Origin of the sequence: Caballeronia sp. LjRoot31 (genome assembly GCF_964253885.1) — a bacterium.
Taxonomy (GTDB): Bacteria; Pseudomonadota; Gammaproteobacteria; order Burkholderiales; family Burkholderiaceae; genus Caballeronia.
The window spans coordinates 1,224,659-1,250,915 of the sequence record NZ_CAXURX020000002.1; the positions used below are offsets into that span (position 1 = coordinate 1,224,659).

Annotated in this window: 22 protein-coding genes and 1 pseudogene; 8 read left to right on the forward strand and 15 right to left on the reverse strand. The window is 58.3% G+C overall.

The window, feature by feature from the left end; translation table 11 throughout:
- The first annotated feature begins 4 nt into the window (after positions 1-4).
- From ACSQ8V_RS23850 to ACSQ8V_RS23865, 4 genes are all read left to right on the forward strand, one after another.
- A complete protein-coding gene (locus ACSQ8V_RS23850; RefSeq protein WP_436207363.1) occupies positions 5-3,223 on the forward strand; it encodes a response regulator in 3,219 nt (1,072 codons plus the stop codon).
- Positions 3,216-4,148 (forward strand): diguanylate cyclase, encoded by a 933-nt coding sequence (locus ACSQ8V_RS23855; protein WP_213766446.1) that lies wholly within the window; start codon positions 3,216-3,218, stop codon positions 4,146-4,148. Before ACSQ8V_RS23850 ends, ACSQ8V_RS23855 begins: the two co-directional genes overlap by 8 nt.
- A 218-nt stretch (positions 4,149-4,366) precedes the next feature.
- A complete protein-coding gene (locus ACSQ8V_RS23860) occupies positions 4,367-5,770 on the forward strand; it encodes an ISNCY family transposase (protein ID WP_436205574.1) in 1,404 nt (467 codons plus the stop codon).
- Positions 5,771-6,141: 371 nt separating this feature from the next.
- Positions 6,142-6,606: a hypothetical protein gene (locus ACSQ8V_RS23865; protein WP_436207364.1), complete on the forward strand. Its 465-nt coding sequence runs from the start codon at positions 6,142-6,144 to the stop codon at positions 6,604-6,606.
- Here the strand turns inward: ACSQ8V_RS23865 and ACSQ8V_RS23870 are convergent.
- Genes ACSQ8V_RS23870 through ACSQ8V_RS23885 form a run of 4 tightly spaced genes read right to left on the reverse strand, consistent with a single transcriptional unit; the run spans position 6,572 to position 11,682 of the window.
- Complete coding sequence (locus ACSQ8V_RS23870) at positions 6,572-7,513, reverse strand: NAD(P)-dependent oxidoreductase (RefSeq protein WP_436184191.1); 942 nt, start codon at positions 7,511-7,513, stop codon at positions 6,572-6,574. The two genes, ACSQ8V_RS23865 and ACSQ8V_RS23870, sit on opposite strands and share 35 nt — an antisense overlap.
- Before the next feature lie 14 nt (positions 7,514-7,527).
- Positions 7,528-8,763, reverse strand: a complete 1,236-nt coding sequence (locus ACSQ8V_RS23875) for an alpha-hydroxy acid oxidase (protein ID WP_436207365.1) — start codon at positions 8,761-8,763, stop codon at positions 7,528-7,530.
- A gap of 16 nt (positions 8,764-8,779) precedes the next feature.
- Positions 8,780-10,075: an MFS transporter gene (locus tag ACSQ8V_RS23880; protein ID WP_436184193.1), complete on the reverse strand. Its 1,296-nt coding sequence runs from the start codon at positions 10,073-10,075 to the stop codon at positions 8,780-8,782.
- 29 nt (positions 10,076-10,104) lie between these two features.
- Complete coding sequence (locus tag ACSQ8V_RS23885; protein WP_436207366.1) at positions 10,105-11,682, reverse strand: UxaA family hydrolase; 1,578 nt, start codon at positions 11,680-11,682, stop codon at positions 10,105-10,107.
- Positions 11,683-11,817: 135 nt separating this feature from the next.
- Between ACSQ8V_RS23885 and ACSQ8V_RS23890 the strand changes: the two genes are divergently transcribed.
- Positions 11,818-12,555, forward strand: coding sequence for a GntR family transcriptional regulator (locus tag ACSQ8V_RS23890; RefSeq protein ID WP_436207367.1), 738 nt, complete (start codon positions 11,818-11,820; stop codon positions 12,553-12,555).
- 685 nt (positions 12,556-13,240) lie between these two features.
- Here the strand turns inward: ACSQ8V_RS23890 and ACSQ8V_RS23895 are convergent.
- The gene (locus ACSQ8V_RS23895; RefSeq protein ID WP_436184196.1) at positions 13,241-13,906 is read right to left on the reverse strand and encodes a TetR/AcrR family transcriptional regulator; all 666 of its coding nucleotides are present in this window, start codon (positions 13,904-13,906) and stop codon (positions 13,241-13,243) included.
- A gap of 44 nt (positions 13,907-13,950) precedes the next feature.
- Between ACSQ8V_RS23895 and ACSQ8V_RS23900 the strand changes: the two genes are divergently transcribed.
- Positions 13,951-14,703 (forward strand): SDR family NAD(P)-dependent oxidoreductase, encoded by a 753-nt coding sequence (locus tag ACSQ8V_RS23900; protein ID WP_436184950.1) that lies wholly within the window; start codon positions 13,951-13,953, stop codon positions 14,701-14,703.
- Between the two features lie 66 nt (positions 14,704-14,769).
- Here ACSQ8V_RS23900 and ACSQ8V_RS23905 read toward each other — a convergent pair whose 3' ends face one another.
- A complete protein-coding gene (locus ACSQ8V_RS23905; RefSeq protein ID WP_436207368.1) occupies positions 14,770-16,008 on the reverse strand; it encodes a YbfB/YjiJ family MFS transporter in 1,239 nt (412 codons plus the stop codon).
- Positions 16,009-16,220: 212 nt separating this feature from the next.
- On the opposite strand from ACSQ8V_RS23905, the gene ACSQ8V_RS23910 reads away from it, so the two are divergent.
- Positions 16,221-16,709, forward strand: a complete 489-nt coding sequence (locus ACSQ8V_RS23910; RefSeq protein WP_436184198.1) for a MarR family winged helix-turn-helix transcriptional regulator — start codon at positions 16,221-16,223, stop codon at positions 16,707-16,709.
- A 142-nt stretch (positions 16,710-16,851) separates the two neighbouring features.
- The gene (locus ACSQ8V_RS23915; protein ID WP_436207369.1) at positions 16,852-17,409 is read left to right on the forward strand and encodes a PAS domain-containing protein; all 558 of its coding nucleotides are present in this window, start codon (positions 16,852-16,854) and stop codon (positions 17,407-17,409) included.
- Positions 17,410-17,483: 74 nt separating this feature from the next.
- On the opposite strand, the pseudogene ACSQ8V_RS23920 reads toward ACSQ8V_RS23915, so the two are convergent.
- The 9 genes and pseudogenes from ACSQ8V_RS23920 to ACSQ8V_RS23960 all read right to left on the reverse strand — a co-directional run.
- Positions 17,484-17,644 (reverse strand): annotated as a pseudogene (locus ACSQ8V_RS23920) (NAD(P)/FAD-dependent oxidoreductase); the annotation flags it as partial.
- A gap of 43 nt (positions 17,645-17,687) precedes the next feature.
- Positions 17,688-18,644: a 3-hydroxyacyl-CoA dehydrogenase gene (locus ACSQ8V_RS23925; protein WP_436207370.1), complete on the reverse strand. Its 957-nt coding sequence runs from the start codon at positions 18,642-18,644 to the stop codon at positions 17,688-17,690.
- Positions 18,645-18,647: 3 nt separating this feature from the next.
- Positions 18,648-19,538: an N-acyl homoserine lactonase family protein gene (locus ACSQ8V_RS23930; RefSeq protein WP_436184201.1), complete on the reverse strand. Its 891-nt coding sequence runs from the start codon at positions 19,536-19,538 to the stop codon at positions 18,648-18,650.
- 48 nt (positions 19,539-19,586) lie between these two features.
- Complete coding sequence (locus tag ACSQ8V_RS23935; RefSeq protein WP_436184202.1) at positions 19,587-20,132, reverse strand: hypothetical protein; 546 nt, start codon at positions 20,130-20,132, stop codon at positions 19,587-19,589.
- 67 nt (positions 20,133-20,199) lie between these two features.
- Positions 20,200-21,441, reverse strand: coding sequence for a sugar ABC transporter substrate-binding protein (locus tag ACSQ8V_RS23940; RefSeq protein WP_436207371.1), 1,242 nt, complete (start codon positions 21,439-21,441; stop codon positions 20,200-20,202).
- A gap of 170 nt (positions 21,442-21,611) precedes the next feature.
- The gene (locus tag ACSQ8V_RS23945; RefSeq protein ID WP_436184951.1) at positions 21,612-22,652 is read right to left on the reverse strand and encodes an ABC transporter permease; all 1,041 of its coding nucleotides are present in this window, start codon (positions 22,650-22,652) and stop codon (positions 21,612-21,614) included.
- Positions 22,645-23,631, reverse strand: coding sequence for an ABC transporter permease (locus ACSQ8V_RS23950; RefSeq protein WP_436184204.1), 987 nt, complete (start codon positions 23,629-23,631; stop codon positions 22,645-22,647). Before ACSQ8V_RS23950 ends, ACSQ8V_RS23945 begins: the two co-directional genes overlap by 8 nt.
- Positions 23,628-25,160, reverse strand: coding sequence for a sugar ABC transporter ATP-binding protein (locus tag ACSQ8V_RS23955; RefSeq protein WP_436184205.1), 1,533 nt, complete (start codon positions 25,158-25,160; stop codon positions 23,628-23,630). Before ACSQ8V_RS23955 ends, ACSQ8V_RS23950 begins: the two co-directional genes overlap by 4 nt.
- A 43-nt stretch (positions 25,161-25,203) precedes the next feature.
- Positions 25,204-25,965, reverse strand: coding sequence for an SDR family NAD(P)-dependent oxidoreductase (locus ACSQ8V_RS23960; protein ID WP_436184206.1), 762 nt, complete (start codon positions 25,963-25,965; stop codon positions 25,204-25,206).
- Between the last annotated feature and the right edge of the window lie 292 nt (positions 25,966-26,257).

The window sequence follows — 26,257 nt, forward strand, 5'->3', positions numbered from 1 at the left end:
CAAAATGCCTGATAACTCGACGATTGCCACCGTGCTGCTGTCGGCCGCACTGATTGGTTGGGGGGCCGTTGATGCAGCTCGCGCGATCCGCGCCAGCCGAAGGAGGCAAAGCCGCGAGCAGCATTACCCGGATTTCGTTGATCAGTTGCAGGCCGGCCTGATCCGCGTTGAAGCGAAGGGCACGATCATCCGCGCGAGTCGATCCGCCGCGCGCATGTTCGGCTATGAGAGCGAGCTTGATATGCCGGGCCAATCCGTCCAGGGGCTTTCCATGTCGCCAGTCAAATGGGATGGCTTGAGCGACAAGATGCGCAGGGGAGAGCCGGTGCAGCAGGATGCATTTGCCGGGCGCGATCGGAACGGAAACCCGATTGCGCTGGAAATGCACGTTTGCCCACTATATAAGCCGGGTGCCGCCCGTGCGCAGTACCTCGGCGCAGATGTCATTTTCCACGACTTGACAGAACGGAACCGCCTCGTTGAGAAGGCGGCGGAAGCTGACGCGAGGGCGCATATTGCGCAAGTGGCGGCCCAGACCGCAAACGCCATGCTCGCGCAATCGCTACTCGAACAGAATGCGGTGCTTGAACATACGCCAGTCAGTGTCTGCTTTGTGAAGGACCGGGTGATCCAGCGCTGCAACAGCGGTTTCGAGCAGCTCTTCGGATACGACAAGGGTGAACCGGTCGGCAAGTCGACACGTATCCTCTATGGCAGCGATGAAGAGTGGGAGCAGGGCGGCGCGGACTATCTTGTGATCGCGGAGCATATCTATGTCGGCGATGCGCGATTCGTGCGCAAGGATGGCACGCCTATCTGGTGCGCCGATCACGGCGCCATGCTCGATCCCGATGACCCGGGCAAAGGCACGGTATGGACCGCACTCGATGTGACCGCGCGCAAGCAAGCCGAAGAGGCGATTAGCGCGGCCAAGGAAGCCGCCGAGGAGGCGTTGCAGACGAAGTCTGAATTCCTCGCCAACATGAGTCATGAAATCCGGACGCCGATGAACGGCGTGATCGGCATGAGCCGGCTGGCGCTCAAGACAAACCTCAACCCTCAGCAGCGCAACTATGTCGAGAAAATAGCAGCCTCTGCGGAGAGTCTGCTTAGCATCATCAACAACATCCTGGATTTCTCCAAGGCGGAGGCCGGTAAGGTCGTACTCGAAAGAGTCCCTTTTGAACTCGACGACATCCTGGACAATCTATCGAACCTGATCGCGCTCAAAACGGAGTCGACTGGCGTAGAGGTCGTTTTCCGGGTAGGGGCCGGCATTCCATTGCATCTGGTCGGTGACCCGTTGCGCTTAGGACAGGTGCTGGTGAACCTGGGCACCAATGCTGCCAAGTTCACCGAGCGCGGCGAGATAGTCGTCGGCGTCGATCTCCTGGAAAGTGACGAATACACTGTCATGCTGCAGTTCTCGGTCAGTGACACCGGCATCGGGATGACCGACGTACAGTTGGCGAAGCTCTTCCAGTCGTTCTCGCAGGCGGACGGCTCGATTACCCGCAAATACGGCGGTACGGGCCTGGGACTCGCGATCAGCAAGCAACTGGTTGAAATCATGGGCGGTACCATCGACGTGCAGAGCCGTATCGGTGAAGGGAGCCGCTTCAACTTCACGGCGAGTTTCGAAGTGGGACACAAGGAAATTGTCCGCGAGCGGATCACGACACTGTCGATGAAAGAGCGCCGTGTGCTGGTGGTTGACGACAACGCAGTCGCCTGCGAAGTGCTGGGCGAGATGCTGGCGTCGTTCGGCCTGCAGGTGACAACGGCTGCGTCCGGGCTCGCAGCGCTCGACGAGCTGGTCGTTTCCTCGAACGCCGGCCAGCCGATCGACCTGGTACTGATGGACTGGCGCATGCCCGGCTGGGACGGCGTGGAAACGACGCGCCATATCAGGAGCGATGCACGCATTGCTGCCACGCCCGCCATCATGATGGTCACGGCCTACTCCCGCGACGATTTGCTGTCGGAGGCGCGGGATGTGCATGTGGATGGCTATCTTGCCAAGCCGGTCAACCCGTCGCTGCTGTATGACATGCTGGTCGAGACCTTGTTTCCGGCATTCAGGTCCAGCGTGCCGGTGGTGCCGGTGGTGCCGGCGCGTGAGGCGCTTGAGCACGACCGGACGTTGGATTTCGCGGGCCTCGCCGGCCGCCGGGTTCTACTCGTCGAGGACAACGCGATCAACCGGGAGGTGGCGCTCGAATTCCTCGGCCAGGCGCCGATTCACGTCGATGTCGCCGACAATGGCCGCGAAGCCGTCGCGTGCGTGCAGCGTACCCGATACGACCTCGTTCTGATGGATCTTCAGATGCCCGTGCTGGATGGCCTAAGCGCAACGCGTGAGATTCGCTCGATCGCCGGTTTTGAATCGCTGCCCATCATTGCGTTGACCGCTCATGCCATGCCCGGTGACCTGGAAGCGAGTCGGGACGCCGGCATGAACGGCCATCTCGTGAAGCCGATTGACCCGGCGGAGCTGATGCAGGTCCTCTTCACCTGGATGGCGCCACAAGGGCGCACGGGTGACACGCCCACGAACGACACACGATCGAACCTCTCGCGAACGGTCGTTGAACACAGACATAGCCGGCTTCCGGAACTCGCTGGCGTCGACTGGCAAGTTGCGCTGCAGCGGACTAACCGCAACCCGGCGCTGTTGCAGAGGCTGATACGCACCTTCCGGGACGACCACCTTCACACGGCACAGACACTCCTCGCGCGCGCGGGAGAGGGTGACCTTGACGCTGTCGGGCGTATTTCCCACGGACTGAAATCTTCCGCCGCTTACCTTGGCGCAGGGCGTTTGTCGTGGCTTTCCAGCGAGGTTGAACAGGCGGTGCGACGCGGTGCGAGCGACGAAGCCCTGGCGCTAGTACCCGACATGGCCGATACATTGTCAGCCTTCATACGGAGTCTGGTTCAACTGGATGAAGTCGATTCCACGGTATCTGGACCATCGGATCCGGCTGTGTTCGGTCCGCTGATGAACCGGCTTGCCGATCTGCTGCGTGACGACGACGCGCGTGCGGAGGACGTTCTGATCGAACTTCAGGCCGCCATGGGACCGGGGGCGGCGGGGGAAACCCAACTGGCCGCTGTCAGAACCGCGGTTGTCGATATCGAGTACCGTAGTGCTCTTGAGTTGCTTGCTGCACTGGCATCGTCGGTCGGGATGCAATTAGAAACGGGAGGGCCGCTTGAGTAAAAAAGATATGCAGAAGGTGCTGGTAGTGGATGATGCGGCGATCAACCGGCAAGTGCTTGGCGACCTGCTGAAGACCGACCATACCGTGATTCTCGCGAAGAACGGCGAGCAGGCGCTGGCGCTGGCAACGCAGCACGTTCCGGATCTGATCCTTCTCGACGTCGTCATGCCCGAAGTCAGCGGCTACGACGTGCTGAACCGGCTGAAGTCTGATCCGCGCACGGCGGCCATCGCTGTGATCTTTATCACCGGACTCGACACACCGGAGGACGAAGCTCATGGACTGACCTTGGGCGCCTCGGACTACATCACCAAGCCGTTCAATCTCACCGTGGTCCTGGCCCGAGTGCGCTGTCACCTGCAGCTTGCTCGACAGCGGCGCATGCTCGAGACACTGGCGAATATCGACGGCCTCACGGAGCTCGCGAACCGGCGCCATTTCGATGAGCGTTATGCGCTCGAATGGGCGCGTGCGACGCGCGACCGGCAACCGCTTTCGGTGGCGATTCTCGACATCGATTTCTTCAAGAACTACAACGACCAGGCAGGACACGCGATGGGCGACAGAGTCTTGCAAGCTGTGGCCTCCGTACTGACAGACGGGCTGAATCGCGCTACAGATCTGGTAGCGCGATTCGGCGGTGAAGAGTTCGCATTGCTGATGCCGGGCACCGGCGCTGAATCTGCTTTGCAACTGGCTGAAAGGTTGCGCGAGGCCACTGGCCGCTTGGCGATGCGGCGCCTGGATTCAACCGAGGCCGACCGTATTACCGTGAGCCTCGGCGGGGCTACGTTGCGACTCGGCAATAATGAATCGGCGGCCGAGTTGTTGAAAGCTGCCGACGATCATCTTTATCGGGCGAAGAACGAGGGGCGCAATCGGGTCGTATGGCGAGAAGGCAGCCTAAACGCAGGCGCGGTATAGCGATTTCAGGGGTCTATATTGGCCTGACTTAGAGAGAGGCAAGCTGAGCATACGGTGAGGTGTTGATTCATCGCTTTATTTAATTTTACATAAGATAAATTATCAACAATCGACGTGTAGCAGCAATATCCTAATGTCGTGTTTGAGCAAGATAGGAATGTCGTGTTTTGGTGCTGGTGCGATGCTGGGAGCTTCCGATCCAACGATGGGAGCTCGCCATGCAGCCAACCGACCTGGTGACGTTGAACATGCGCGAACTCGACCGACTCAAAGTGATTCAAGCTGTGATGGACCGGATGCTCAAACCGGGCCTGGCCGCCGAGCGTTTGCACCTGACGGTGCGTCAGATCGAGCGGCTGGTGCTTCGGTATAAACAGACCGGGCCGGGCGGCGTTGGATCGGCTGCCCGAGGACGTCCTGGTAATCGAAAGCTCGATGAAGCCACGGCTTACCGGGCGCTAATTTTGATCCGAGACCGCTACGCCGATTTCGGCCCGACACTGGCCTGCGAGAAGCTGCGTGAATCTCACGGTCTGACGCTTTCAAAGGAAACCGTGCGGCACCTGATGACTGACGCGGGCCTGTGGATTCCGCGCAAGCAGCGCCCGCCCAAGATCCACCAGCCGAGGAACCGGCGTTCGTGCCTGGGCGAACTGATCCAGATCGATGGCAGCGATCATCGGTGGTTTGAGGAACGCGCGCCGGCCTGCACGCTGCTGGTGTTTATTGACGACGCGACCAGTCGGCTGATGACGCTGCACTTCACCGCGACCGAGTCGACCTTCAGTTATTTCGAAGCGACGCGCCAGTACATCGAAGCGTATGGCAAACCGGTCGCACTCTACAGCGACCGCGCGAGCGTGTTCCACTGCAACCACCCGGCGAGCACGCCCGGCAAGGGTGTAACCCAATACGGACGGGCCTTGTACGAGTTGAACGTGGATACGTTATGTGCCAACAGCAGCCAGGCCAAGGGGCGCGTGGAGCGCGCCAACCTGACCTTGCAGGACCGCTTGGTGAAGGAGTTGCGACTGCGCAAGATCGACACGAAGGAAGCGGCGAACGCTTATGCGCCCCACTTCATTGCCGACTTCAATGGCCGCTTTGGCAAGGCACCGAGGAGTGCGTACAACGCGCACCGGCCGCTCAGGGCGGATGAGAATCTTGATCTGATTCTGACCTGTCGGGTCTCGCGCTGCGTGTCGGCGACGTTGACCGTCCAGTATGACCGGGTGATGTATTTGCTGGACGATACGCCGGCCAACCGCGGCCTGATTCACCACTACCTGGACGTGGTCGAATACCCCGATGGGCGCATCGAGATCCGGGCCAATGGTGCCGCCCTGACCTATCGCCAGTACGATCGCTTGTCCGATATTGACCAAGGGGTGGTGGTGGATAACAAGCGGCTGGGACACGTGCTGGAGGTGGCGCGGCAGGTGCAGCTGGAGCGGGACAACCGGCGCATCTCGGGTTCGCCGTCGAGGACTAATCAGGGCGAGCCGGCGAAGCCGAAGATGCGGGCCAACAACACGCGCAAGCAGCGCGCGCTCACGCAAGCGGACCTGAACGGCATCATCTTGAGAACGGCCGAAAGGCGGGTAGCCGCGGTGGGGAAATGACCCTTTCAAGAGAGATTTAGAAGGCTGAAACCAACCTCAAACCAACCCAAAACCCGACATTTCTAATTAGCCCGCCCCCCGACATCTGAATCTGGCCTCGACACGACGACAAAATCGTGAATCATTCTTTTCATCTGTGAGGGCGACCGGCTTCGCAGGGTGCGAAAAATTTTATGAGATCAAAGCCTTAGCCGCGGGATTCGAAGTCTCGAACACTAATCGACAAATTTAATGCGAATTGACGACTTTATTTCGTTCGGACTGCAAATATAAATGTCAATCTGACTCCTCGCAGTCTCGATCAAGTCAGGACTGGCATGGTTTTCGAATTGACAAAGTTCTTCGCTCCCTCGCCTATGTAACGCCCAGCTATGAACCTCGCCGGGAACTACACCGGCAGCATCGGAACGGCGGTGGCAAATCATGCGGTATTGGGATGCGCGGGGAACGGACGTATCGCCGCCACCGCGAGAAAGGATTACGCGGCTGCAGCGGCGGCTGCGCTGGCGGGTGAAAATCAGGCAGGCAAAGTGTATGAGCTGGCCGGCGACGAATCATTCAATCTCACCGAGTTTGCCGCGGAAATAGCACGTCAAAGCGGCAAGGCCGTCGAATACCGGAACCTCAGTGCCGCCGAGTACGAAGCAGCGCTGATTGGCTTCGGCCTGCCAGCGAGGTTCGCAGCACTGCTTGCCGATTCCAAGACGGGTGCTTCCAAAGGGGGCGTGTTCGACGACTCCAAGCAACTGAGTACGCTGATCGGCCGCCCGACGCGGAGCCTGTCTGAGGCGGTGAAGCTGGCTATTGCGACTCCGCCCGCACCGGGACCCCATTGAGCTCTCCGAGCACATCGAAAAGATGGGCGACAAACTTGTCGCCATATCCGAGGTTATTCGCCAGTAGAAAAAGCTGCCGAACCGCGTCCGCCACGATCGCCGTGGACGAATAAGACGCGGCCAGGCTGCCGTATGAGCGCATATCCTTGGCGGCGTTGCGCAGCGCAAATTGCTGGCCACCGTCGTCACCGTTCAGCACGAACGGAATGATCCGGTCGAAAGTCTTGCTATGTGCGCCGCTGAGCCGGCATACATCCGCAAATGCGCCCAGATCGAGCCCGGCTTTTGCCGCTGTGCCGAAGGCTTCCGCCAGCACTGCGGCATTGGCCTGCGCGATAAAGTTGTGAATCAGTTTTGCTCTGTAACCCGACCCGATCGCGCCAAGGTGATGCACTGACTCTGAATAGGTCGCAAACACCGGCCTGACTTTATCGAGCGCATCCGCATCGCCACCCACCAGCACATTCAGTCGGCCCTCTGCGGCCTCCTTCGGCGTGCGATTCACGGGTGCATCGATAAACTTCGCACCCTTTGCCGCAAGCGCCGCTTCGGCCTCCGGTGCCAGTTCCGGATCGGACGTCGAGCTATCGACGACGATAAGTCCCGGATGCGCTCCAGCGATCAAACCATCTTCACGTAAAAGGACGTCCCTTACTTGGGGCGTGCCCGTCACACAGATGATCACGACGTCGGCCTTTTGCGCCATCGCTGCTGCGCTTGCCACTTCTACCGCACCTCGCGAAATCAACCGCTCGATCTTTTCCCGATTGCGATGCGCCAACACCGTCAACGGGAAGCCATGCCGCAAAAGGTTATGAGCAATCGCCTCACCCATCAAACCCAATCCGATCATGCCGACCCGCAGTGGGTTCGCGGGTGTTTCAGTCACTGCGTCAATACCAGTCATCTCGTTTGAATCCACTATGAGATACGGCGCACATTGGAAGCGGGTGCCTTGCTCGATGTAAATGGCTCGACATTGCGTGAAGGCCACGTGACATACCGGCCATCCAGATCTGCCATGCTCCGGCAACCTAGCAGTCCAATCACGCGATCCACTTCGCTTTTCAAGATAGTAACCGCGCGGGCAGCGCCTTCCGCACCACCGGCGGCGAGCCCGTAGGTTGTCGCACGTCCGCAGAGCACTGCATCGGCGCCCAGTGCAATCGCCTTTACGATGTCAGACCCGCGCCGAAAGCCGCCGTCGAGCATGACGGCGAGACTACCCCCCACCTCGGCAACGACGTCCGGCAGCACCTCCATGGACGACACCGAGCCATCGAGTTGTCTGCCGCCGTGATTCGACAGGATGATTCCGTCGGCGCCGACCTCGGCCGCCAGCGCGGCATCTTCGCGCCCCAATATGCCTTTGATGATCAGTTTATTAGGCCAGATATCGCGCAGCCACCGGATGTCATTCCACGACAACGACGGGTCCAGTTCCCGGGCGAGTGCCGACGCCGCCCCTTTGACGCTGTCTTGCCCCGGAGGCAACAAGCTCCCGAGATTCGCGAACCTGGGCGTGCCACCGGGCACAAGCACATCCATGATCCAGCGCGGATGCAGCAGTACGTTCAACTTGTTGCGCCAGTCGAGCGTCAGCGGCCGCGCGTAATTACGCAAATCCCACTCGCGCTTCCCGTAAATGGCGCTGTCGGTCGTCACGACGAGTGCCTCGATATCCGCCTGCCTCGCCCGCTCGGCCAAGTCTGCGACGAACTGGCGTGTCCGGTACATATAGACCTGCATCCAGATACGAGCGCCCACACGCCGCACAATGTCCTCGAGCGATGTCGTCGACGCGATGCTGAGGATGAAGGGTATGTCCGCCTGCGCCGCCGCACGGGCCAATAAGATGTCGCCTTCGTGCGCCAGCAAACCGCTGAAACCGGTAGGTGCAATCACGAATGGCGCCCCGCAATACTTGCCGAACAACGTTGTGCCGATGTTCCGCTCCGCAACATCGACAAGCGTACGCGGCAAGAAGCCGATGCTGTCGAAGACGCTGCGATTACGGTTCAGTGTGACCTCGTCTTCGGCGCCACCTTCAACGTACTCGAGGCAAAAGTTCGGCACGCGGCGGCGAGCAATGCCGCGTAACTCCTCGATGCTCAGCGCACGTTCCGGATCGCTGCCAGTATATAAACGGCGTTTCACTTTCATCACTCCAGCGTCATACCGGCACTTTCCGCTGATAGTTGAGCGACAGCGTGCACAAGATATGGAAGCCCGCGACCGCCACGAAGAACATCAACGCGAGGAAGTAGGAACCGGTTCGCTGAACGATGAAGCCGATGAAAATCGGTACAAAGATGCCCGCGATGTTGCCGACAAAGTTCATGATGCCGGTCAATGCACCGGTCCGTGCACGCGATGCGAGCAACGAAGGCGTCGCCCAATTGCAGCCACCGCACCACCGCACGAAGAACAGGGAGACGCACAACAAGGCCACAACCCAGAGCGGATCCTTGACATAGGCCACTGCGAACATCGACGCCGCGACACACACGGCGCCAATCGATTGCATCGAACGATAGACCAGATTGGACGAACCGCCAGCCATCTTCCATCGGTCAGCAATCTGTCCGGCAACGATTTCTCCGACGAAGCCAAAGAAAAAGATGATGAAAGTGGCACCGCCCAGCGTCTTGATATCGAAGCCGTGAACCTTGTACAGATAGGTCGGCAACCAAGTCATCAAGCCGAAGAAAATCAGATTGGTGCAGGTATGGCACAGGCACATTGCCCACACCGAACGGAAGCGGAAGAAGTTCCAGAAAGAAGAACCGGAATCGACATTGGGTTCCGCTGCATCTTCACGCGCCAGCGCGTCTTCGATATGCGCTGCTTCTGCGTCGTCGATGAACGGATGCTCGCGCGGTGAATTGCGGATGTACCACCAGGCCCAGATACCGCACAGCACGGTTCCAACACCGGCAACCAGGAATGCCTGCCGCCAGGATCCAAGCCAGGCGATCAGCGCTGCCACCACGACTGCACCGATGCCCGATCCCAACGAACAACCCGCATCGAGCAACGACGCGCCGCGCGTACGTTCGTTCGGTGTCAGCCACAGGGAGTTCAGTTTGCTGCCTGCCGGATAGATCGGCCCTTCGGCGATGCCGAGACCGAGACGCGTCAACAGCAGGAAAAACCATCCCGTGCTCAGCGCAGCCAGGCCTTGGAAAAACCCCCAACCGATCGTAGCGGCCGCGACAATGATGCGGGGCTTGAACCGATCCGACAGCAGTCCCGAAGGGATCTGCATGAGCAGATAGGTCCAGAAGAACGAACTGAAGATCAGTCCTTGTCGCTCAGGCGACAGCGAGAACTCCTGAGAGATAATCGGCATGGCGACCGATAATGCTGCCCGGTCGATGTAGTTGATCGATACCAAGGTCAACAAGATGAAAAAGATCTTCCATCGAACACTGGACATCGGTGCGACACGCGCGTATTCGGTACTCATCTGCTCGTCTCCTTACTTTTTATATACTCTTAGGTAATGGCGCTCAGTTGCCAGGGTACGAATTCGTTCTGTCCATAACCATGCTGCTCGCTGCGCGAACGTTTTCCGGAGGCTGTTTCGAGCATCAGTTGGAATAGCTCGGCACCCAACGCTTCGATCGTTTTGCTGCCTTCGAGGATTTCGCCGCAGTTCAGATCCATGTCGTCCGACTGGCGCTTCCATAATGCCGTATTCGTCGCGAGCTTCACCGACGGCGTCGGAGCGCAGCCGTAAGCCGATCCACGTCCCGTCGTAAAGCAGATCAGGTTCGCGCCACCCGCAACCTGACCCGTCGCCGAGATCGGGTCATAACCGGGCGTGTCCATGAAGACCAAACCGTGTTCACGCACCGGTTGCGCGTATTCGTACACCTCGGTGAGGTTTGTCGAACCGCCTTTGGCGATGCCGCCCAGCGATTTTTCCAACACCGTGGTCAGGCCGCCGGCCTTGTTTCCTGCAGACGGATTGTTGTTCATCTGCGCGCCGTGCCGGTCGCAATACGCTTCCCACCAGCGGATGCGATCGACCAGCTTGCGTCCGATCTCCGGCGTGCGCGCACGCCGCGTCAGCAAGTGTTCAGCACCGTAAATTTCCGGGGTTTCCGACAGGATGGCAGTCCCTCCGGCCTTCACCAGCAAATCCACTGCGGCTCCCAACACCGGGTTTGCGGTGATGCCCGAGAATCCGTCCGATCCGCCGCATTGCAGCCCCACCACCAGATGACTGGCCGGCACGAGCTGGCGATGGACGTCGTTCGCGGTGGGCAGCATGCCGGTGATCAGCTCGATACCCTTGGCAATCGTCTTGGTCGTTCCGCCCGTCTCCTGAATCGTGAACGTGCGAAGACGATCGTGTTCCTTGAGGCCCTGGGTTTCGAGCAGCTTGGAGATCTGGTTGGTTTCGCAACCGAGACCGATCACGACCACACCGGCAAAATTGGGATGAACAGCATAGCCTCCGAGCGTGCGCTGGAGCAGCGCCAGCCCTTCCCCCTCGGCGTCGACCGCGCAGCCGACGCCGTGCGTCAATGCGACCACCCCATCGACATTCGGAAAAGCAGCGAGTACTTCAGGGTGGATATCGCGCCGAAAGTAGTCGGCAATTGCGCGGGCAACGGTCGCCGAACAATTTACCGAGGTTAATATTCCGATATAGTTGCGCGTCGCCACACGACCGTCGCTACGGACGATGCCGTCGAACGTGGCGGGCGTCTTCGACGCAATCGTTTCGTGCGCATCCTGGGCGTACGCGTAGTCTCTGGCAAAATCGGCTATCGCCAGATTATGCGTATGTACGTGCTGACCGCGATGAATCGGCTGGCTGGCGAAACCGATGATCTGCCCGTAACGGCGCACGGCCTCACCGGTCGAGATGTCGCGTGTCGCCACCTTGTGGCCCGGAGGAATCAGGCCAGAAACGGTCAACTCCTCACTAGGAATGACCATGCCTGAAACCAATTGATCGAGCGAAACGACCACATCGTCGGAACGGTTCAGGCGGATCACCCGCGCCGTGCGGTCGCTAACAGAAGCAAGCGCGACGGTCGGATCGACAAGCTTGTCTTGCATTGGGGACTCCGGTGCTTTTTAGACGTCTTTATATACTAATATATTAATCAACCAGACACCTAACCGAACATAGGGGTAAGCCCTATCGACGACCAAGGAACGTTGCGGTGAAAGTTTTGAGAAACGAGCAATGCAATGAGATCAGAGAAAGACCCTACCCAGTTCCTAGCGCGCCTCATGGCGTCCGAAAGCGTTCTTGATCGATCGCAGGCGTTGTCGCCGCAGATCTATGACTTGCTGCGCCAATCGATCATTACGATGGCCTTGGAGCCGAACGACGTCATCTATGAGCGGGCGATCTCTGAGAAATTCGGCATTTCGCGCACGCCGGTGCGTGAGGCCTTGCTGCGTTTATCGCGGGAAGAGCTGGTGGTGATCGTCGCGCAGTCGGGGACTTTTGTAGCACCGGTGAAGCGCGACCAGTTCATCGAAAGCGCGTTCATTCGCACCACGCTCGAAACCGCCGCGATCGGGCGGGCCGCCGAAATCATCACCGATGCGGAAATCGATCAACTGCACGATATCTATGAAGCGCATCGCCGTGCGATCCAGCGAGAGAACTGGGTCGCGGCGATTCGCAAGGATCATGAGTTCCACTCGACCATCGGCCGCGCGGCACGTCTGCCCAAGACGCTGCAAATGCTGGAACTGGTGCGCGTGCCGATCGACCGGGTACGGCACATCGCTGTGCGTGATGGCGTCGTTGCAAGGGTGACGCTGCTGCAACACGAGAAGGTATTGGACGCGCTCGGCAAGCGCGACCCGCTCGCGGCGCAGACGGCGCTACGCGAGCATCTTGACGATGCGTTTGCCCGGCAGTTGCAGGTTTTTGATGATCGGACGGAGCTTTTTGAGGGCACTGCAGTTTCTTAGATCCTATGTAGCAGGAGGTCGCTCAACTGACTCGTACAACTAACTGGTTGCGGGTTTCCCGATGGGGCTAAATTTGTCTGCGAGCCCCGTTGGGACTCGGTATTCGCAAAACCACTCATCTCTTCGCGTCTCACCTCTGATGATCGCCATTCATCATGGCTCGCAAGCTCTCACAACTATGCTACGGACGATCAGGCTCGAAACCCGTAACAGTTGATTGTCAACCTGAATCGGTCCTTCCTTGCTGCACCAGTATTCCGGATTGACAGAATCACGTCGAACGACGGGACCCGCACGTTATCGCGTCGTAGTCAAGAACCCTCTTTAAAGCCAAGACCAACAGCTGCTGCGTTTCTGGCATATCGTCGCGGCGTTTCGGGACCGCTAGCGGGATATCGACAAGCAATTCCCGCTTGTCGATTGTCGTGACATCGGCGACCAGACGTCACACCGGATAGTCGCTGGCGCTCGTTACAGGCCTCGATGCAGTTCGTGGCAACCTTTCATTTATACAAAACGAAGTGGGCCCAAACAATTTGACCTGCTTCGAGATGAATGGACGCAAATCACTAGCCCGAACTTGACCACAGCGATTGAGAATGCGACGGCCAATGAATACGGGGCCGCCCCCAGATGTGTGCTCCGCTAACAAACGAGAAGGGGACGCCTGACGGCTGCCCTTTCGTTAGCGCCCCGCAGAAATTCGGCGGGGCCGGGCAGGCCAACCTATCAACGCGCGCTCGGCTGATTCCCTGAGTTGTACCTCGGACATGCCTTCCGCCGCCTGCAGAGCGAGTCCATTGAACACCATGAGCAGGTATCTTGCGAGAGCGGCTGGATCAGAGGACGCAGGGAGATCACCGTCCTCTTGCGCGCGCATGAGCCGTTCGGTGAGCAAGTCCCTCGTTCTACTACGCAGGTGGATTAGTGCGAGCGGCACATCTCCGTTATTCACCCCGGTCGACATTCCGGCCTGGATCAGCAAACAACCGCGAGGCTCGTTCGGATCGACGAGCCATTCGATTGCGCCAAAGAGCATTCGCTCCGCCACCTCGCGTGCGGTGGTGCCGGCCAGCAAATACTCCCGGTGTCCGGCGCGTCGCTCACGGTACCGATCCAGAACCGCATCGAAGAGGCCGCGCTTGCTGCCAAAGGCCGCATAGATGCTGGGCGAATTGAGCCCCATCGCCTTCGTCAGCTCGGCCATCGAAGCGCCTTCGTAGCCATGGCGCCAGAACACCTCCATCGCACGATCGAGCACGTCTGCTTCTTCAAAAACCCGGGGTCGCGCCATCGTGAGCCCATTCCGATAAATTTTATGATCGTTACATAATTCACTTGCCCAGTCCATTCGAGCATGGTTATATGACGATCATCACAAAACTGGAGGGTTCGATGGGTACATCTCTGCAAGGCAAAGTGGCTCTCATCACAGGCGGGGGTGAAGGCATCGGTCTGGCCTCCGCGAAGCGGATGGTCGAAGAAGGTGCTTCGGTCTTCATCGTCGGCCGGCGCCAGGCCATATTGGATGCGGCAGTCGCCGAAATTGGCGGCGACGTCGTGGCTCTGCAGGCCGACGTGTCCAAACCAGCGGAGCTCGATCGCGTCTACGAAGCGGTTCGCATCGCGAAGGGCAAGGTGGACATCCTGGTCGCGAACGCCGGCGTTCAGACAAGGGAAGCGCTCGGGTCGATCACGGAAGAAGGGATCGACTACCAGATAGGCATCAATTTCAAGGGCGTCATCTATACCGTTCAGCAGGCCCTGCCGCTGCTGACCGACGGCGCGTCGATTATTTTGTTGTCGTCCGCGACGGCCGTGAAGGGTTTGCCCGCCCGCACAGTTTATTCGGCGATCAAGGCCGCCATTCGCAGCTTTGCCCGGACTTGGGCCTCGGAGCTCAAAGCGCGCCGGATCCGCGTCAATGCCGTCAGCCCAGGCCCCATCCTGACACCTCTGTTGAAGGCTTCCTTGGTTGATGAAAAGGTCAAGGAAGCCTACATGACGAACATCGTCGGCGCGGTCCCGCTGGGGCGCCCGGGCGAGCCGGAGGAAATTGGGGCGATCGTGGCTTTCCTCGCTTCCGATGCGGCCAGCTATATCAACGGAGCCGACATTCAGGCGGACGGAGGCTTTGCGCAGGTTTAGGGCATTGATCCTTCACAGAGTAAGGGGAGTCGCGGTGTCCTGCGATTCCACTTGCTCTTCCTAGTCTCACCCCTGCTCCGCCGGTTCGGGTTGAAGCATCGCGACGAAAGTGGCGATCGCCAGGATGCCCACCGAAAGCCAGAGCCCGGCCCGCAGGCCACTGGCCCCATCGGACAGCGCGCCGCTCAGCACTGGACCGATGCATTGACCCAACCCGAAAGCGATCGTCAGCGCTGCAATCGCGGCTGTCCATGCATGCGGCTTGGCCGCACGGCGCGCGAACGATGTCACAGCGGCGAGGACGGCGAGAAAAGAGCCCCCAAAGAGTATTGCAGAAAGATACGCACCGATGACCCCGCCCCATATCAGCGGCACCGCGGCCCCGACCGTCACGCCGGCGAGCGTAGCCGCCGTTCCCCAACCGCCTTTCAGCCGGCCGAGGATTGGTCCCCACGCAAACGCGGCAACCACGGACGCGAGACCGAGTATCGACCAGAAGCGAGTGATGTCCGCGCTCGAGAATCCTTCTTCACTGCGCAGGTAGGCGATGATGAAAGTTGCATAGGCGATGTATCCGGCACCAAACAGACCGTAGGCCAGCAGCTTGCGCGCCATGAAACGCGGCGACCAGCCCCCGCGGGCCGTACCGGCCGCCGCGTAGGAAGGTTCGGGAGCGTGTCGCACCACGAGCGCGCCGAATAGTGTAGCCGCGAGCGCCAGTGCGCCCAATACGAGCCAGCCACTGCGCCATCCGAGTGCCCCAAGCAAAGGCGGCACCGCGAGTGCGGACGCCATCACGCCAACGCCTGCGCCCGAAAAATAAAGTCCCAACAGTGTCGGCGCGCGGCTTCTCGAGCCGCCCACTGCCGCTGCGGAGGTCAAGGTCGCCCCGGACACGAAGGCAAGCGCGCCAGTGAAGCCTGCTGCCAGACGCAATGCCAGTAGCACCGCAAAGTTGGCGGTCAGACCCGACGCGCCAACAGTGAGCGACGTCAACAGCAGGCTGACGACGAAAACCACCTTGTCTCCCGCACGCTTTCCCAAGGGCGCGGCCGCCAACGCTCCCACCAGATAGCCCGCCGCATTGGCGGTGCTCATCGAACCTGCGTCCGCGAAACTCCACCCGAGATCGGCGCGCATCGCAGGCAGCAGCAGCGCATAAGCGAAGCGAGCCAGGCCGAGCGCCACCGCCGGTCCCATCGCCAGGCCAATCACGACCCATAACGGCGTCAGGGCCACAACAGGCGCTCCAGTTGCCACGCGCCGTGCGGAGTCGCCGGCAGCATTGGGTGCGATGTTAGTCATCCTCGCGATCCCGTTTGAGGTTTCGGCGCTCGGTCATCCGAGTCGTTTTCTTTCTTCAAATCAACGCGTATGAGCGGCATGTCGGCCTTCCTGAACAACAGCGGTGGAGTCCCAATACGACTCGCGACAATTATCAGCATATGCTGGTGTTGTGTCAATTGGCTGCACATGCATACAATTCGTTCTGACCATGAATTGATCGGAAAAAAGCGATGACGAGACAGAAGACGGAAACGAAAGCGAACAGCGGCTGTTGCAACTGCACGGGCCTTCGCAAAGCAACGCGCCGCATATCGCAGCTTTACGACAAGGCACTGGCGCCGAGCGGCATGAAGATCACGCAACGCGCGATCCTCGCGCAAATCGGCCGTTCGGAATCCACGAGTGTCGGATTGCTGGCGGACGCGCTGGTCATGGATTCAGGCGCGCTGGCCCACACGCTCAAGCCGCTCGAACGCGGCGGCTTGATCGCAGTCGAAGTGGACCCGGCCGACCGGCGGCACCGGCTGATCAGCTTGACTGCGCAAGGCCGTGCCAAGCTCGCGGAAACGAATGCGCTTTGGGCCCAGGCAGAGAAGAACTTTGAGTCCGCGTTCGGACACGCCGAAGCAGAATCCCTGCGCACATTGGTGCAATTTCTGATTTCAGACGATTTCGCTGCTCGCTTCGAAAAGAGTCTTGCGGCTTCTGCCCGCAAGTGAAGCCGGCTCGACGACGCTGGGGCACAGAAACGTTGCTATCTGAGTCACGCTTTGCAGGTTGCACAGCAGATGCAGGCATGCTGTTCTTATTAATAAATAGGGAATTCTCATTTATTGAAAATGTCTCGATCTCACCAGCTATTTGCACCAGAGCCCGTTTTCCTACCCTGCTGGAGAGTTCGAAAAAGGCCTACCCATCGAGCTGGCCAACGGAGTCATTCACCCAGACGATGTGGCGCGGGTCAACGCGCGGATTCAGAGAACCGTCGAGAAAGGTGAACCGTATAAGTCTGAGTATCGGATAAAGCGCAACGACGGAACCTATCTGTGGATATTGGCAAGTGGTCGATGTGAGTTCGATATAGTGCCAACCGGACCACTGCCCTTCTTGGTACTTTTATCGAACAGAAGGCAGGCGTGCGCTTTTCTCGTGTCTATGTTTGGCAAATCGCGCCCAATCTCGGATTGGGCCATCGGCTGGCAAGCGACAAACGTTGAAATACGCGCGGGCGAGTGGCGCCAGGACCACTTGCCGTCGAGTTTCACCCGCGCGCCCGGTCACACCAATCTATCGCTCACGCGCGGGTGCCAAGCCGAGTCGATCTGCTGTGTTCCTGAAATCAATGTTGGTCAGCGAGCGCGGACGCTTCCCACCATCAAAGCGACTTTCCGCACGCCTAGGCGAACGTCAGGCTACTGATGCCGCTATCAGTCGTTAGATCTCAAGCGTCGAACCCGGAGCCAGTTGCCCGCGCCGCTGAGGAAACGCAGGAAGAGAATCCGCGGGCCAGCCTCGAGAAGTACGATACCGATGCCCCGCTTCGGGTCGAGTTTGTGAAGTCCAACGCGTGCAGTACGCGCGCCGTGTCCCGAAGTTCAGCAAAAAGCTCGACTCCCGTCGCTCCACCACTGACGATGGCAATCTGACGCAGCGGACGCTGGATTTGGTTACCTCCTACGAGTCGGATGATCAGAGGCCTAACGTGAGTCTTTGTCCAGCCTCCCGACTGCGAACTCCATGAGTCGTTCATCGCGCCAATGGCGTCGAGAATCGAGTTCATCCTTGGACAAATGCTGTCGACGGTCTTGTTCGACTTGAACAATCAACTCAGCAGTCCATGGACCGTCGGCCGACCGCGACTGCGCAATCTCGTAGTAGAGGGGGCCGAGCCGTTGCGCATAATCCGCTACGCCGCCGGGCGCATTGAGGTCAATGGTCTCAAACGGACCCATGAAGGACCAGCGCCATCCCAAACCGTCGCGAACGGTTTTGTCGATGTCCTCGCAGGAGGCCACTCCTTCTTTGTGAAGCGCCCATGCTTCACGGAGAAGTGCTGCCTGAAGCCGGTTGAGGACAAAGCCTTGAACTTCTTTGCGAACATGGACGACGCTTTGCCCCACATCCTTCATCAACTGGTCTACGCATTCGACTGTGAAGGCCGACGTCTGAGTCGACGGCACAAGCTCGACCACGGGAACCAAGTACGGAGGATTCACAGGGTGCGCAATGATGACTCGCGGTGAAATCCCTAGGTCGTTAGCAAAATCCGATGCGGGAATCCCAGAGCTCGAGCTGCCGATGATGACGTCTGCATCCCCAATCGCATCAAGCTCTTCCAACAGCTTGCGCTTCACGTCCGGTCTCTCGAGGACCGACTCCTGAACGTATGCTGCACCGACTACAGCTTCGCGCAAAGAATGCACAGGCTCCAGGCGGCTTGCTACCACTTCGGCGGATTCGCGAAGAAGCCCGCGCTCCTGCAGCGCGGAAAGTTGCTTCTTCGCCCACGTCATCGCCTTTTCGGACATGGCTGGGTTGGCGTCATACACGCGGACTTTCAAGCCCGCCCGCGCGAAAACAATGCCCCACCCAGCACCGACCAATCCGGCACCGACAATAGCTACAGGCTTGCTGCTCTCACAAATCGAAGTCATATGTCATTTCACCTTTGAATCATGTTCTCGGCCAAGGCTGATTTCACTGATTCGCAAGTTGTTGCTGGTAATTCTCGAAGGGAAAACGTCCCGCACACGTTCTTCGTGAATCGGAATCACGCGCTTCATCTCGTACTGTACTGCCTTCATCATCTCTTCGGTGGCGAGGATAAGGTTCGTCTGGCTGCCGACAGCAAGGCCGACCGGGGTGTAAATCTTTTCGGCATCTACAACCGACCCGTCGTTCTCCAGGTTATTAAAAGAATAAATCAAATCTCCTGCCAAGACCCAACTGTCTTGCGACGGGCTCTTACCGTCATTGCGGACATGCACCCACTGGCAACCATAAGTGTGACTGTCGAACGCCGCCCGCAGGTCGATTCCCGGCAGGACGTTCTCGCGGTCACCATCAATAACCACTAGGCGGCCCTGTTTTGCCAGGTCGACTGCGCGCAGGATGTCCGACGAGTCGACAGCCGTCATCAGCCAACGCATACGTTCTGGCAGGGACATTGCCCAAACCCATTTCGACAGCTCACGTTCCTGAATATAGAAGGTCGCGTTCGGGAAGTCGTCGGTGTTACCCATGTGGTCAAAGTGAGCATGGGTGATGAAGACGGTATCGACGTCTTCGGGTGCCACTCCGCATTCAGCGAGCACCTCTTTCGGGGAATGCCAGTTCTCAACACCGAAACGGTCGCCCAGCACGCCACCATATTCTTTGTGGTTGTAGCCGACATCGACCATCGCAATGTGTCCGTTGCCCTTGATAAGCACATAACAATACGGCAGCTTGACGTAGCCCTGATTGTGAGCACCGTAAATAACGCCGCTCTTGTGATACTTCTCGACATAACTGTATTCGAGGACCCAAATCGAGTAATCCGTGCTCATATCTAGTCTCCTTTTATGTTTTGCTAACAATCGCTTTGACAGAAATCCTTAACTGTTGCAGCAGCAACAAGCCTGACTAAAGTCGACGGGATTCATTCCCATCGAACTGTCCGAGGCCCATCGGACCATCGCATTCGCTCGCTTCAACTGTTCGCTCCAAAGCCAGACCCGCTCGCGAACTTCATTTTCACCACCGAGAGAGTGGGTGAACTGGTCTGTGACGCCATTTACGAGCCCCATCGCTCGACAGAGCACCCAGTGACGACGCTTAGCACCATTCGGGGCGTTGATTGAGCGGAGCGCGTCCGTGCACTCAAGCGCCTGCTCCAACGGAGGCTTGAACGCCTCAAAATCCGCGTCGAATCGTCCACGAGCTTGGGCGAGCAAGAGCAGGCCCGCCAATTGGCCAATCAAACGGCCGAGCTGGTTGTACTGCGGCCGCATGACTAGTGCATACGCAATAAGCTCGTCTTGCTTAACCGTAATTTCGCCGTCTAGTTCTTCGGTCTCAGATGGCGCGTCCAGCACGTCGCAGCCTGAGAAGTGAACGAGCGGCAGTTTGAATTCCGCATCGAGAAGATTTGCTTGCCCCATGTGTAACTCCTTATGCGACGCTGGTTGAGAAATCGTGGCTCAACCAGCGCCCTCAAAGCGTGTCCCGTTACTTGACCGAGGCGGCGACCTTGGTCAGCTTGTACGCATCAGCGGCTCGCGTGCATTTTTGACAATTGATGCCAGGCTCGCCTGGAGCAGCGATGACGGCGTCTGCCGGCAGCGGCTGGATAGTCGCCCCCGGAGTAGGCTCGCCGTTCAGCGCCGAGCGCAGAGAGAGTTCCGGAAGCAGGCGGGGATTGAATACTTCGGTCACGAACGAGTCAGGCACTTTGCCAGATGGGAACGCGTTGCAGCCATTCTCGAGCTTGTCACCCGTGCACAGCTTGACCTGTTCGGCAGGAACCCAAGGCAGCGGATATTCGATGTTGTGGGTTTCGAGCTTTCTTTTTCCCTGAAGAACTTCCATCATCAACTTGAAAGCGAACGCTGCGGTTGCCGGCGGCGAGCCGGAGGACACGCCTTGCAGTCCCTTGCTTCGCATGTCCGAATTGCCGAGAGCCAGACGAAAGCCGTTAGAGTTTTCTCCGGTAACGGGAACGAGCTTTTTACCGGACGCCTGGAGTGCTTTGATTGCGCCATCTTCGCCTGCCTCAGCCCAGATGCCATCGACATCTGGGTGGGCTGCAAGTGCCTTCGCCGTTTCTTGCTGCGTCGTACGGTCATCCCAATAGCCGTAGTACTCGGCAACCACGTGAATGTCCGGGTACTTCTTGAAGACGCTCATCGCGCCATCGTAATGGCGCTTGTCGACCGAGTTGCCGGGAACACCACGGCTCATGAAAATATTGCCCTTGCCATGTAGCGCATTCGCTAGTTGCTGTGCGGTATTCTCGCCAAAACCCGCTGTAATGTAGCTCACGTTATACGCGCATGGCTCGGTTACGGTCGCGTCATACATGAAGAACAGCGTTCCCTTTTCACACCCTCGCTTGACAACACGGTTGAGTGCCGTCGGCGAAATCGGGAAGCTAATCACGCCATCAGCGTTCGCAGCAATCATGCTCTCGTAAGCGGAAATCTGCGCTTGGACATCCGTTCCGGAAATGACCTCCTTGAGCTCCACCAACTTGTCGTACGGCGGCGTTTTTGCCAACGCCTTAACTACATTAGCGGCTTCCGATTGCCATGCGTTTCCGCTATAGCTAAGGCTCAGATAAATGACGTATTTATCCTTGTTCGGCTTCGCTTGGGCGTTAGCCGTCCCGACACCCCAATACCCCGCGGCGGCTATAGCGCCAACCAATGCGCCGACGCGAGCCCACTGGGCAACAGACTTCAGACTTTGCATGATGCGTCTCCTTATGACAATGCCATTTATAAAATCACTGCTGGTTCACGAAATCGGCATTTCTCTTGATGACTCGCTCTCGCGTGTAAGCACTAATTCATCGACAATTATTAGATATCCTATTCGAATTAGATCGGATTATCGTGTCATCCGATGAACAGCCTCCTAAATTATTGACGTCGCCGACCCATTGACCTAATCCAGTCAAGTGCGCCTTCGTGCTGGAGCAGGATGGCGGCAAGAATCAGACCGCCCGAAATCATGGTTCTCCAACCTTGAGCGAGTCCGAGAGACGTAATCACCATGTCGAATATCGTCAAAAGGATGGCGCCCCCGATTGTCCCGAGAAAGGTTCCTCTTCCACCGAGAATCGATGAGCCACCAATGACGACCGCGGCAATCGAAGGAAGGAGGTACGAGTCACCCATGCGCAGGGTAGCCCCGTTGGAGTAGCCCACAAGCATCATTCCCGCAAAGCCGGCAAGCGCGGATGAAAGTGCGTAGGTGATGACAGTAATGACGTTAATCCGCATGCCAGCAATCTTCGCAGCTACGGGATTACTGCCCATTGCGTAGAGCCGCTGACCAAACGAGGTGCGAGACTGCATGAAGACTGCGATTACGCAAAAGATAACGACAAAGATGTTGACACTCGGTACCCCGCCGACACGCCCCGCCATCAAGGTAGAAAGCGAATTCGGTGCAGCGCCGCTCGGCGTGCCACCGGTAGCTCCAAGACAGATGCTATAGACGATGATGCCCGATGCCAGGGTCATAATGAACGGCGGGATTCGAAGTAGCGTGACGCCTAGCCCGTTCACAACTCCAACGAGGGAGCAGGCGACGAGCACTGCCGGAATCTGCCACCAGAACTCTGCCGGAGAGAGTGTGCTCATCCATGCTGCCGCCAGGACCCCGCCGACGGTGATGACCGAAGGAATCGAAAGGTCTAGTCCTCCGATAAGAACGGTCAGGCCTTGGCCGTAGGAAACAACGATTAAGAAGGACGCAAGCGTCAGAATCGTTTGCAGCTGACGAATGCTACCGAACTCGGGGTTGATGAACTTGGAAAGAAACAACGCAAGGACGCAGACTGCATAGACGCCGATGGCGCTGACAGTCTCTCGTTGAAGTCGGACTGCTCCGCGCTTGTCCTCGCCTCGCACGAAACCTGTGCCCGCCTTACCCGACTCATCTCTTAAATTAAGCATGTTCACGATTCCTCCGCGCCATGTACGTGATGAGGTTGACGAAGATGACGGCAACAACCATGACGAATCCTTGAAAGAGTCCAGTGTAGAAAGACTGGATGCCAGAAGAGAAAAGTACTTTCTGAAGCAGCATCAGCGTCGCAGCTCCAATCATGCTGCCGTACAGACCGCCTTGTCCGCCCGTAAAGGCCGTCCCACCGAGTGCAACAGACGCGAAGACCAGCAGCAGCAGAGTTGACCCAGCGTTCGGGTCTCCCGAGGCGGTCTGCGCGGATAACATGAAGCCGGCTAGACCGTACAGAGCTCCCGCCAGTACAAAGGCGATGCATTTGGTTCGTTTGACATTGATGCCGGAGAGTGCGGCCGCGGTCTGGTCCTTGCCCACTGCATACAGCGCAACACCTGTGTTGGTACGGCGAAAGATTGCCCATAGCGCCGCAACGGCAAGAGCCACAAGCCCCGACGCCGGGACCACGCCCCAAAGGCTGTTGGTCAGCGTATCGCTAATCCAATCGGAGACACTGCCTCCAGGGGCGTCCAGTATCACCAACGCGAGGCCTCTCGTGAGAATCATCATCGCAAGAGTGACTGCTATCGACTGAAGTCCCCCGTATGCGACGAAGATTCCATTGCAAAGTCCGACTGCGGCTCCGATAGCGATTGCAATCACCACGCTCATTAGGGCGCCGCTCGCTCCGTCCATCGGGTGAGTGGCAAGCACTACGTTTACTAGCGAGAGAACGCCTGCAACGGAGAGGTCAAAGCCACCCAGCAAAATCACGAACGTCGCACCGGCCGCCGCGATGGCTAGCGGAATTGAGTTGTTCACCAGGTCGCCAAAAGCGGATGCCGAAAGTGCGCCAGCCTCCATTCGAGAGTAGACCGCGTAGAGCACTACGTAGAGGATGACCACCGTGGTCAACCCATTCGTCAGCAATCCGCGAGCGGACGTGAGTCTTGTTCCAGTAGCGGTACTCATGCTGCTCTCCTCGGTTTGCTGGCATCAAGATGCCCCGTCGCAGCAGCGACAATGCGGCGCTCTTCAATCTCTTCGCCTTCCAGTTGCGCGGTAATCCGACCGTCGTAGACCACCAGGCATTGGTCACACAACTGGACTATCTCCGACAGTTCCGACGAGTACAGCAGGACGGCGCCCCCGGCTGCCGCGTACCGCTGTATTGCTTCGTAGATGGCTTGCTTGGTGCCGACATCCACCCCGCGAGTCGGGTCGAACAACAACAGGGTTCTGGCGCCGGTGCTAAGCACTCGTGCGAGGAGCGCCTTTTGCTGGTTTCCGCCCGACAGGTCGCCGATTTGGAAGTTGAAGTAGCGGTCCGCGAGGTCAACTTCGCGCGCAACCTCCCTCATTAGCTTCAGTCCTCGTGCGCGTCGCACTACACCGAAACTCGTGACCTTGCTTAATGCGCCCAAGGTCACGTTTTTCTGCACGGAGAGGGTCGGAAAGATGCCTTGAGTTTTGCGCTCTTCCGGCAGCAAGCAGACTTCAATTCCAGCTTTTAATGCTTGCGACGGCGATTTCACTTTCACCGTCTTTCCGTCGACCTGCACGGTCCCACTTTCAATTGCGGTTAAACCAAAGAGCGCGTGAAACAGGTCACCCTGCCCTTGGCCATCAAGACCTGCGACGCCAATGATTCCGCCCACGGGGACCTCGAAGGAGGCTTTCTTAATAGCTCCAGCATGAAGGTCGGTAACCTTCAGGCGTGGTTCAGTTGCTCGATTAATGTTTGACCTATCCCGCGAAAAGGTTGCGAGGCTGGAGCCGACCATCATTTCGAAGATGGCCGCGTTATCCGTATCACAAAGGTCGGTTGTAGCGATACTGCGACCGCTCCTGAGCACGGTGCCACGGGCGCAGAGCTCACGGATTTCATTCAGCCGATGGGAGATGTACAGTACGGATGTGCCACGCCCCGTCTCCGCGCGAATGAGCGCGAATAGCCAATCGGTGGACGACAGAACGGCGGTCGGCTCGTCGAGGATGAGGAGCTTTGGCTCCTTGCTCATTGCTCGAACAATTTCGAGTCGTTGACGGTCGGCAAGCGAAAGCTGCGAGACCTGCGCACGTGGATGGAGTTGCAAGCCGTATCGGGTGAGCGTAGCCGCCGCACGGTCTTCGTTGTCACGACGCGAAATCAGCCGCATTGGCCCTTTCTCAAGCCGAGGAAGTGCCAGATTTTCTGCGACCGTCAGGTTTGGCAGGAGACTCAGCTCCTGAAACGCGGTAGCGACACCTTGGGCGCGAGCGTCCAGAATAGATTGTGGCTTGTAAGGCGAACCGACCAGCTCGGTGGCACCTGAATCAGGCCTTACGACTCCGCTCAATATTTTGACGAGCGTCGACTTCCCTGCTCCATTCTCGCCGAGAAGAGCATGAACTTCTCCCGGCAGAATCGTAAATGTTACCCCTCCTAATGCAACGGTCGGTCCGTATGATTTTTGTAGACCCGTCACGTTCAGCGTAGGAATCACCGATGCGGCATCCATCACTGCTGTCTCCTTAAATTTCGAGGCTTGATAGCCCCAAGCGCTAAGCTGCTGTCCAGCCTCCATCCAGCATCAGAGCACTTCCTGTGATGAGCGATGACGCGTCGCTCGCAAGAAAAACAACGGCACCCATCGTTTCTTCAATGCGCCCCACACGTCCAAGTGCAATCTTTGATGTGACCCAATCCTTGAAACCCGGCTTTCGGAACATGTCTTCCGTGAAGCTCGTCTCGATGAACGTCGGACACACGGTATTGACTCTGATACCGTTGGGTCCCAATTCCCACGCAAGGGCTTTAGTCATTCCTTCAATGGCATGTTTGCTAGCGCAGTAGACAGTTCGCCCTGGACTACCGACATGCCCCATCTGTGACGACACATTAATCAGTGAACCGTGCCTCTCTGCCTTGAGGAGACCTCTCGCGACCGCACGGGCCACGTAGAAAGTGGCTTTGACATTCAGCGCAATGATGGCGTCAATGTCTTCATCCTCTACGTTCACAAGCTCCATCGGGCGGTTCATTCCGGCGCTATTAACCAGCACATCGAATGGACCCCGTACCTCTAACACTTCCGAGACCCAGGCAGAGTCTGTCACGTCGAGCGCGAGGAATTCGCTCGAGCCCCCCGCGGCATTGATGGCCACACTTGCAGCTTCAATCTCTGCCGCAGTACGTGCCACCAAGGTCACGTGGGCACCCGCCTGTGCAAGAGCTGCTGCAGCGGCAAACCCAATACCCCTCCCGGCGCCCGTCACCAGAGCGGACTTGCCGTCCAGTCGGAACGTCGGCGTCATCGGTACCATTCGGAATCCTCAATTACGTAAGTTCTGCTGTCAGCACTGCGGCTTGAATTACCTAGACCGTGGTCTTCGCTATGCGCGACATCTGCCGCGCGCATTTCAGCCGACAGTGATACCGGCTTGCGCGTGCTGTGGTCCACATAAACATGAACGAACACTCCGTGAGCAAAGGACATCCCGCTATCGTCCTGAATAGGCTTATTTCGTAGGTCACACCGCTATTGCCGATTTTCGCGGCACGAAGCCAGCAGGTGACAAGGTCCAGAGAACTGGACTTCATCGAAATACTCACAAC